7 protein-coding genes are annotated in these 8,466 nt (G+C 72.4%); 5 read left to right on the plus strand and 2 right to left on the minus strand.

What is annotated here, in order from left to right; genetic code table 11:
- Nucleotides 1-149: 149 nt before the first annotated feature.
- A complete protein-coding gene (locus AB0J68_RS20970; protein WP_234588215.1) occupies nt 150-1,172 on the minus strand; it encodes a LacI family DNA-binding transcriptional regulator in 1,023 nt (340 codons plus the stop codon).
- A 272-nt stretch (nt 1,173-1,444) separates the two neighbouring features.
- Here AB0J68_RS20970 and AB0J68_RS20975 point away from each other — a divergent pair, with 272 nt between their 5' ends.
- Together AB0J68_RS20975 and AB0J68_RS20980 are read left to right on the plus strand one after the other, a co-directional pair.
- Entirely contained in the window at nt 1,445-2,464 is a 1,020-nt protein-coding gene (locus AB0J68_RS20975) for an acetylxylan esterase (protein WP_363940048.1), read from the plus strand.
- Nucleotides 2,465-2,530: 66 nt separating this feature from the next.
- Nucleotides 2,531-3,400 (plus strand): M15 family metallopeptidase, encoded by an 870-nt coding sequence (locus AB0J68_RS20980; protein WP_363940050.1) that lies wholly within the window; start codon nt 2,531-2,533, stop codon nt 3,398-3,400.
- A gap of 55 nt (nt 3,401-3,455) precedes the next feature.
- Here AB0J68_RS20980 and AB0J68_RS20985 read toward each other — a convergent pair whose 3' ends face one another.
- The gene (locus tag AB0J68_RS20985) at nt 3,456-4,643 is read right to left on the minus strand and encodes a spore photoproduct lyase family protein (RefSeq protein ID WP_354862667.1); all 1,188 of its coding nucleotides are present in this window, start codon (nt 4,641-4,643) and stop codon (nt 3,456-3,458) included.
- Nucleotides 4,644-4,803: 160 nt separating this feature from the next.
- Between AB0J68_RS20985 and AB0J68_RS20990 the strand changes: the two genes are divergently transcribed.
- The 3 genes from AB0J68_RS20990 (at nt 4,804) to AB0J68_RS21000 (ending at nt 8,435) form a co-directional block, all read left to right on the plus strand.
- A complete protein-coding gene (locus tag AB0J68_RS20990) occupies nt 4,804-6,120 on the plus strand; it encodes an RICIN domain-containing protein (protein ID WP_363940052.1) in 1,317 nt (438 codons plus the stop codon).
- Nucleotides 6,121-6,143: 23 nt separating this feature from the next.
- Nucleotides 6,144-6,605, plus strand: coding sequence for a hypothetical protein (locus tag AB0J68_RS20995; RefSeq protein ID WP_354862671.1), 462 nt, complete (start codon nt 6,144-6,146; stop codon nt 6,603-6,605).
- A 630-nt stretch (nt 6,606-7,235) separates the two neighbouring features.
- Nucleotides 7,236-8,435, plus strand: a complete 1,200-nt coding sequence (locus AB0J68_RS21000; RefSeq protein ID WP_363940054.1) for an RtcB family protein — start codon at nt 7,236-7,238, stop codon at nt 8,433-8,435.
- Nucleotides 8,436-8,466 lie beyond the last annotated feature (31 nt).

Here is an 8,466-nt window from a genome sequence, read left to right on the forward strand (position 1 = left end):
GGGCGGCCCCGGTCGCCCACCGCGCCGCGAAGCGTCCACGTCCGTGGTCGTCGCTTATGGGGCGGACCGGCAGGCCGGAATTTTCGCAGCTGGACCGGAACAGGTGGAACCGGAATCCGACCCGGTTCGGGCCGTCGGAACGGAAGGGATCAGCCGGTCGGCGGGACGGCGGTGCTGTCCCGGACGACCAGCTCGGTGGCCAGCTCCACTCGGGGCGAGTCGATGCCCTCGCCCTGGGCCAGTCGCAGCACCGTCCGCACCGCCAGCCGGCCCATCTCGACCAGGGGCTGCCGGACGGTGGTCAGCGGCGGTGACGCCCACCGGGCTTCCGGCAGGTCGTCGAACCCGACCACGCTGACGTCGTCGGGAACCCGCAGCCCGCGGCGGCGGATGGCCTCGTAGACGCCGAACGCCATCTGGTCGCTGGCCGCGAAGATGCCGGTCGGCGGGTCGGCCAGATCGAGCAGCGCGGTGCCGCCGGCGAAGCCGGAGGCGTGGTAGAAGTCGCCCGGGTAGATCAGCGCGTCGTCCACCGGCACGCCGGCGGCCTCCAGCCCGGCGCGGTAGCCGTCGAGGCGGGCCCGGCTGCACAGCAGGTGTGTCGGCCCGGCCACGAACCCGATCCGCCGGTGCCCGACCGCCAGCAGGTGCTCGGTCGCGGCGAGCCCGCCGGCCCAGTTGGTGGCGCCGATCGTCGGGACGTCCATCGCCGGCACGCCGGCCGGGTCGACGACCACCACCGGCACGTTGAGGCGGCGCAGTTGCGCGTGCAGGGGCGGGCTCAAGTGCGACGTCACGAAGATGACGCCGTCGGTGGCGCGGGTGCGCAGGTTCTGCAACCACTGCCGGGCCGCCGTGGGCTGCCGGTGGATCGCGGAGACCACGGTGCCCACCCCGGCGGCGTGCCCGACGTCCTCCACGCCCCGGATGATCTCCACGGCCCAGGGGCTGTCCAGGTCGTTGAAGACCAGGTCGACGAGGCCCGCGCGGCGGACGCTGCGGCTGCTGCGGCGCCGGTAGCCGTGGTGGCGCAGCAGCTCCTCGACGCGTTCCCGGGTGTCGGGGGCCACATCGGACCGGCCGTTGAGCACCCGTGACACGGTCGGCACCGAGACCCCGGCCTCCCGTGCGATCGCGGTGATGGTCACCCTGCGTCCGTCGTCCGCGTCCACCCGTGTCTCCTTCACCGCTCCGGAGAGACGACCGCGAGCGTCGTCCATCCAGTGTCCCGGAACGGCACGCCCGCTCCTCGCGCCATCTTGCCTCACGGACGGGGGTTGACGACACGCCAGGTCGGTTCTAGCGTTCGGCTGAGTTGCGGAAATGTTCCGGTAATTTGTCGGATGCGTATCGGCGTACGGTCCCGTCTCCGCCGCCCGGCTGTCGGCGTCGGCCACGCCGTGGACGCACCCTGTTCAGTGCCACGCGACAGACAAGGGGCGCCATGCACACCGACCTGCCCGAGGCGCAGCTACGCGAGTACCGCGGCGTGGTGCGGGACCCGGCCGACTTCGACGAGTTCTGGGCCGACACCCTGGCGCAGGCCCGCGACGCCACCTGGCCGGTCCGGCTCGAGCCCGTGGTGACCGGCCTGCGAGCCATCGACGTGTACGACGTGACGTTCCCCGGGTTCGCCGGTCAGCCCGTACGGGCCTGGCTGCGGGTGCCGCACGGGGCCGGCACGGCGCTGCCGACCGTCGTGCAGTACGTGGGCTACGGGGGCGGGCGCGGGCACGCGCTGGAGAACCTGCTCTGGGCGTCGGCCGGGTTCGCCCATCTGCAGATGGACACCCGGGGGCAGGGTTCGGGCTGGAGCCGGGGCGTCACCGCCGACCTGGGCGCCGCCGGCCCGGAGGCGCCCGGCGTGGCGACGCGGGGCATCGCGGATCCCCGCACCTACTACTACCGGCGGTTGATCACCGACGCGGTCCGGGCGGTGGACGCGGCCCGGACCCTGCCGATGGTCGACCCGACCCGGGTGGCGGTGCTCGGGCACAGCCAGGGTGGCGCACTGGCGCTCGCGGCCGGCGCGTTGGCGCGCGGTGTGCGGGCCGTGGTCGCCCTCGTGCCGTTCCTCTGTGACATCCCGCGTGCCGTGGTGGTCACCGACGCCCACCCGTACCGGGAAATCCGCGACTACCTGGCGATCCACCGGGACGCCGAGGAGCGGGTGCTGACCACCCTGTCGTACGTCGACGGCGTCAACTTCGCCCGACGCTGCCGCCGGCCGGCTCGCTACTCGGTGGCGCTGATGGACGACATCGTGCCGCCGTCGGGGGTGTACGCCGCCCACAACGCCCATGCCGGGGCGACGGAGCTGTCGGTGTGGCGGTACAACGGCCACGAGGCCGGCGGGATCGACGACGACGAGGCGGCCCTGCGCTTCCTCGGCGCGCACCTGGTCGAAGCCCTCGACCCGGCGCCGACCGTGGCGGATGCGGCTCCGCTGGCGGCCGGCGGTTGAACGGGCTCGCGGCGGCCGGCGGTTGATCCTGCGCGCGGCACCGACCGCTGCTGATAGACAGGACGGGTGCGCAGGTCAGTGCGGGTGGGTGGCGGCGTCGTGCTGGCGCTCGTCGCGGTGCTCGGCGGCTGCTCCCGTCCGCAGCCGCGTCCGGGCCCGACGGCCCCGGTCTCGGCCCCGCTGACCGGGTCGGCGAGCCCTCCACCGTCGTCGGGGACCCCGCCCCCGTCGGCGACCGGCGGGTTGCCGGGCTTCGTGGTGCTTACCGACGTCGACCCGCGCATCCACGCCGACATCCGCTATGCCACGGCGCACAACTTCGTGGGCCGGCCGATCGCCGGCTACCGCGAGCCGCTGTGCCTGCTCACCCGTCAGGCCGCCGAGGCGTTGCGCCGGGTCCAGGACGCCGCGCTGGCCGGCGGCCACAGCCTCAAGGTGTACGACTGCTACCGCCCGCAGCCGGCGGTGGACGACTTCGTCGCCTGGTCGAAGCGCCCCGGCGAGCAGCAGACCAAGGCCGAGTTCTATCCGGACCTGGCCAAGGACCGGCTCTTCGCCGACGGCTACATCGGCGCGCCGACCGCCCACAGCCGGGGCAGCACGCTGGACCTGACGCTCGTCGACGAGCCGCCCGCCAGCCAACCCGCGTACGTGCCCGGGCAGCCGCTGGTTCCCTGTACGGCGCCGCCTGGGCGGCGCTTCGCCGACAACAGCATCGACATGGGCACCGGGTTCGACTGTTTCGACGCCCGGGCGCACACCGCCGACCCCCGCATCACCGGCACGGCGCGGGACAACCGGCAGTTGCTGCGGCGGCTGATGACCGACGCCGGGTTCGTCAACTACGACCGCGAGTGGTGGCACTACGGCCTCCGCGACGACCCGCACCCGCGCACGTACTTCGCCGCGCCGGTGGCCCGCTCCTCGCTCGGGTGACACGCTCCTCGGCGCGACCGCCCGCGGTGTCGGCGTTCGGTCGACGAACCGCGGCTCAGGTCCAGTAGAGGATGCGGCAGGCCGGGACTCGGGCGGCCAGCTCGTCGGTGAACCAGCTCCGCAGCTCGGCCATCGTGTCGCGGGGGTAGACGTACTTCACCGCGCCGAACCTGCCGTGTTTGCGGCTGCGGGACTCCTCGTCCATCTCCAGGCGGGTGTGCGGGTACCAGCCGAGCAGCACCTCCTTGCTGCCCGGGGTGAACCGGTGGGTGATCAGCTCGGCGGTCAGGTCCAGCTCCGGGACCCCGTCGACCGCCGCGCGGACCTGGTCCAGCAGCTCGCCGTAGCGTTCGCGCCAGTTTGGCAGGGGCATGATCGGCGCGATGGTCAGCCCGACGGGGTAGCCGTCGAGCGCGAGCCGGCGCAGCGCGGCGAGCCGGTCTGGCACCCGCGCGGTGCCGCCCTCGAACCGTTCGCTGACCGGGGCGCAGTTGACGCTGAACCGGACCCGGGTGCGGCAGTGGTGGGGCAGCCCGACGAAGGTGTCCACGTCGGCGTACTTGGTGGTCCAGCGCAACTGCACGGGCGCGTCCCAGTCGGCGAAGTGCCGCACCGCCCGCCGCCAGCTGCCGGTCAGGTGTTCCAGTGCGAGGGGGTCGGTGTAGCAGGACGCCTCGAAGGTGGTGCCCTCGTCGGCGCGGCGTGCGTTGCGGCTGGTGACCGTTCCCCGCCCGGCGTACGGGGCCAACCCGGCCAGGATGTCGTCGAGGTCCGCGTACACCCGGGTCACCGGCGGGCCGGAGAGCGAACCGGCGAGGTAGCAGTACTGACAGTGCGCGGGGCAGCCCTCGGCGAGGTCGACGCGCCAGTCGGCGCTGGGGGCGATGGGTTGCAGGACACGCCGCGAGGGCGGGCTCACCACGATCGCCATGGTCGCCTTGGCGCGCGCGTACGTCTCGGAGTCGGTCTGCCCGCGTACGCCGGTGAGCCGGTTCGACCGCAGTCGTTCCACCTCGATGCCCAGCGCCCGCACCCGGTCGACGATCCGCTGCCCGTGGGGGTGGTCCAGGGCGGCCGGGGTGGCCACCACCCGGCCCGGGGTCCAGCGGCGTGCCGGTCTCGCCGCCGGGGCGAGCCCGGCCAGGTCGCGGGTCGGCACCCGCTCGCCGCTGGCGTCGTGCGGCGCGGCGGGCACGTCCACGGCGAGCGGCTGGTCGACGTCGACGGCGTCCGGGCTGGTCATCCGGCCGGGGTACCCGCTGCCGCAGGAATCCCACCCGATCGGTCGACCGGCGATTGACGCACCGGGCGGCACCGCATAACCTTTCGTCTATCTGTAAACCTTGTGAACAGATAGTTCACGTCGACGCGGCGGCGCGCGTCCCGACCGAAGGGACGATCAGGTGATCGCAGAACTTCCCGCCCGTACCAGAAGGATCCTGTCGGTTTTCGTCGCCCTCGTCGTCGCCGTGAGCGCCGGCCTCGGCCTCGGCGTCGCGCGCAGCGCGCAGGCCGCGCCGACGTTCAAGGTCCTGGCCTTCTACAACGGCACCTGGGACGCCGCGCACATCGACTTCGACCGCGACGCCCGCGCCTGGTTCCCGCAGGCCGCCGCCCAGTACGGCTTCTCCTGGGAGGCCACCACCAACTGGGGTCTGCTGAACACCGCGAACCTGGCCCAGTACAAGGTCATCATGTTCCTCGACGACGCTCCGCCCGCCGCGCAGCGGCCCGCCTTCCAGCAGTACATGCAGAACGGCGGGGCGTGGATGGGCTTCCACGTCAGCGCGTTCACCACCGACCCGTCGAGCTGGAGCTGGTACTACAACACCTTCCTCGGCTCCGGCTCCTTCCAGACCAACACCTGGGGGCCGACGCGCGTCACGATGCGCGCCGACAACCGCACCCACCCGGCCACCCAGGGGCTCCCGGCGACCTTCGCGTCGTCGGTCAGCGAGTGGTACTCCTGGAGCAACGACCTGCGCCAGAACCCGGACATCGACATCCTGGCCTCCGTCGACCCGTCCACCTTCCCGGTCGGCACGGACCCCAACCAGTCCTGGTACGGCGGCTACTACCCGCTGGTGTGGAGCAACAAGCGCTACAAGATGCTGTACGTCAACTTCGGGCACAACGCGATGAACTACAGCACCAACACCGGCCTGTCCTCCACCTTCGACAGCCCGCAGCAGAACAAACTGCTGATCGACGGTCTGCACTGGCTCGCCGGCGCCGGCACGGCGCCCACCCCGACGCCCACGCCGACGGGTACCGCCGGCCCGATCTCGCCGACCGCCTGGCACACCGTCGTCAACCGGGGCAGCGGCAAGTGCGTGGACGCGCGGGCCGCCGGCACCGCCAACGGCACCGCCATCCAGCAGTACGCCTGCAACAGCAGCGCCGCCCAGCAGTACCAGTTCGCCCCGACCAGCGGCGGCTACCTGCGCATCAACAACCGCGGCAACAGCGCCCAGGTGCTCGACGTGACCGATCGGTCGACCGCCGACTCGGCGCCCATCCAGCTCTGGTCGTACAGCGGCGGCAACAACCAGCAGTGGCGGGCGGAATCCGAGGGCGGCGGCTACTACCGGCTGGTCAACCGCAACAGCGGCAAGTGCCTGGACGTGCCGGGAGCGTCCACCGCGGACAGCGTCCAGCTCATCCAGTACACCTGCAACGGCACGGCCGCGCAGTCCTTCCGGCTGGTGCCGCAGCCGTAGCTCGCGGGCGGTAGCGTCCGCGCATGGCCATCCCTGATCGTGTGCCCATCGCGTACGAATCCGACTACCGCACCCGCTACATCGGCAGGTACGACAAGGGCCAGTTCTTCGGCTCCGTCACCGCGACACTTGAGGACGGTGCCGGAGCCGAAGACGACTGGTACCGCCACAAGCGGTGGTACGCGGTGCTGCACCGGTTCGACGCCGACGGCGTGCATACCGACTCGGACATCTGGTTCGCCGGCACCAGCGAAGACGAGGACGCCTCGATCACCCGTGCCGAGGCCCGCCTCCTCGAATGGATCGACGGGCTGCCCGGCCGGGTCTTCGGCGACATCGCCATCGCGCTGTTCCAGGTCGAGGTCGACGGGCACGCCTTTGGCCTGGTCGACTGGTCCGCGGAGTACGACGGCGCGGACCACGCCGAGTTCGTCCCCGACGAACTGGGCTTCGACCCGCCCTGGGACGGCTGCTACGACACCTGAGCCCCGCTACGTCGCTCGGCGGCCCGCCCCGACGCCCCCTGGTGCGTGCCCTGTCGAGCTGCCCCACGAACGGGGCAGGCAGGCGGGCAGACGTGTCGGTCCCGCGACCACCGTCGGCCGTGAGCGGCGGCGCGACCGCCGTGGGCGGTGCTTCCTCCGGCTGGCCTCGGCGGAAGCACCGCCCCATCTATGGGGCAGCTCGACAGGTCGCGAGAGTGACTCCCCGGGGCCAGACCACGGCCGGCCGCGCGGGCGCAATATCCTTTGCGGACAGCTCCTGCCCCGCCTACCGTCATGCGCAGTACGGCCGAGCACACCCGGGGAGCACGCCATGTCGCAACGCACAGCCACCGACGCCACCTGGCGCAGGCCAGGTAGCGGTGCCGGTGCCGCGTTGCCGCCCGGCGCGTCGTACCGCTGTCTCGGCCGGCCCGCGCAGGGGCGACCCCAGGCTCGGTGCCAGTGGCGGCGACCTCGCTGACGCCACACGCGTCAGGCGTGGCCGCCCACCCCCTGCGGGTTGGCGGCCCTTTTCGTATCCGACGAGCTTTCGCGCCGGTTCCATCCTGGCGCACGATCATTTCCGGTCATCAATAACGATTGGTGCCGGCCTGACACGAGGAGACCACGATGGGCTTCACCCCCCTGGCCGGTACCCGGGCGCCCGTCCGGGTCTGGACCGATCCGTACGCCATCGAGCCGCAGGCCGCGAAGCAGCTGCGCAACATCGGCGCGCTGCCCTGGGTGCAGGGCGTCGCCGTCATGCCCGACGTGCACTTCGGCAAGGGCGCCACTGTCGGCTCGGTGATCGCCATGCGACAGGCCGTCTCGCCGGCCGCGGTCGGTGTCGACATCGGCTGCGGCATGTCGGCGGTGCGTACCTCGCTGACCGCCGCCGACCTGCCGGACGACCTGGCCGGGCTGCGTTCCGCGATCGAGGCCACCATCCCGGTCGGCTTCGCCCAGCGGACCGAGGCGGTCAACCCGCGCCGGGTCCGTGGCCTGGAGCAGGCCGGCTGGGACGACTTCTGGAGTCGGTTCGCCAGCCTGGACCGCCGGGTGGCGCAGCTGGAGACCCGGGCCCAGCGGCAGCTCGGGACGCTCGGCGGCGGCAACCACTTCATCGAGGTCTGCCTGGAGCAGGGCGGCGCCGACGAGGGCCGGGTCTGGCTGATGCTGCACTCCGGGTCGCGCAACATCGGCAAGGAGCTGGCCGAACGGCACATCGGAGTGGCCCGCAAGCTGCCGCACAACGTCGACCTGCCCGACCGGGACCTGGCGGTGTTCCTCGCCGGAACGCCCGAGATGGACGCGTACCGGCGGGACCTGTGGTGGGCGCAGGAGTACGCGCGGCGCAACCGGGCCGTCATGCTGGCCCTGCTCTGCGGTGTGGTGCGTGAGCACTTCCCGCAGGTCGGCTACGACGAACCCATCTCCTGCCACCACAACTACGTGTCCGAGGAGAGCTACGACGGGGTGGAGGTGCTGGTCACCCGCAAGGGCGCGATCCGGGCTGGCCGGGGCGACCTGGGCATCATCCCCGGGTCGATGGGCACCGGGTCGTACATCGTGCGGGGCCGGGGCAACCCGGACGCGTACTGCTCGGCCTCACACGGCGCCGGCCGGCGGATGTCGCGGGCGCAGGCCAAGCGGACGCTCAGCACCGACGACCTGGCCGCGCAGACCGCCGGCGTCGAGTGCCGCAAGGACGCCGGGGTGGTCGACGAGATCCCCGGCGCGTACAAGGACATCACCGAGGTGATGGCCCAGCAGGAGGACCTGGTGGAGGTGGTCGCGCACCTCAAGCAGGTCGTCTGCGTGAAGGGCTGACGGGGGTACGCGCGGGCCGGGAGCACCGGCC

Origin of the sequence: Micromonospora sp. NPDC049580, assembly GCF_040675595.1 — a bacterium.
GTDB lineage: Bacteria > Actinomycetota > Actinomycetes > Mycobacteriales > Micromonosporaceae > Micromonospora.

Bases quoted from the DNA above. Each gene is read 5' to 3' on its own strand.
- AB0J68_RS20975 (WP_363940048.1), top strand. From the start codon at position 1,445: ATGCACACCGACCTGCCCGAGGCGCAGCTACGCGAGTACCGCGGCGTG.
- AB0J68_RS20985 (WP_354862667.1), bottom strand. From the start codon at position 4,643: ATGACCAGCCCGGACGCCGTCGACGTCGACCAGCCGCTCGCCGTGGAC.
- AB0J68_RS20995 (WP_354862671.1), top strand. From the start codon at position 6,144: ATGGCCATCCCTGATCGTGTGCCCATCGCGTACGAATCCGACTACCGC.
- AB0J68_RS21000 (WP_363940054.1), top strand. From the start codon at position 7,236: ATGGGCTTCACCCCCCTGGCCGGTACCCGGGCGCCCGTCCGGGTCTGG.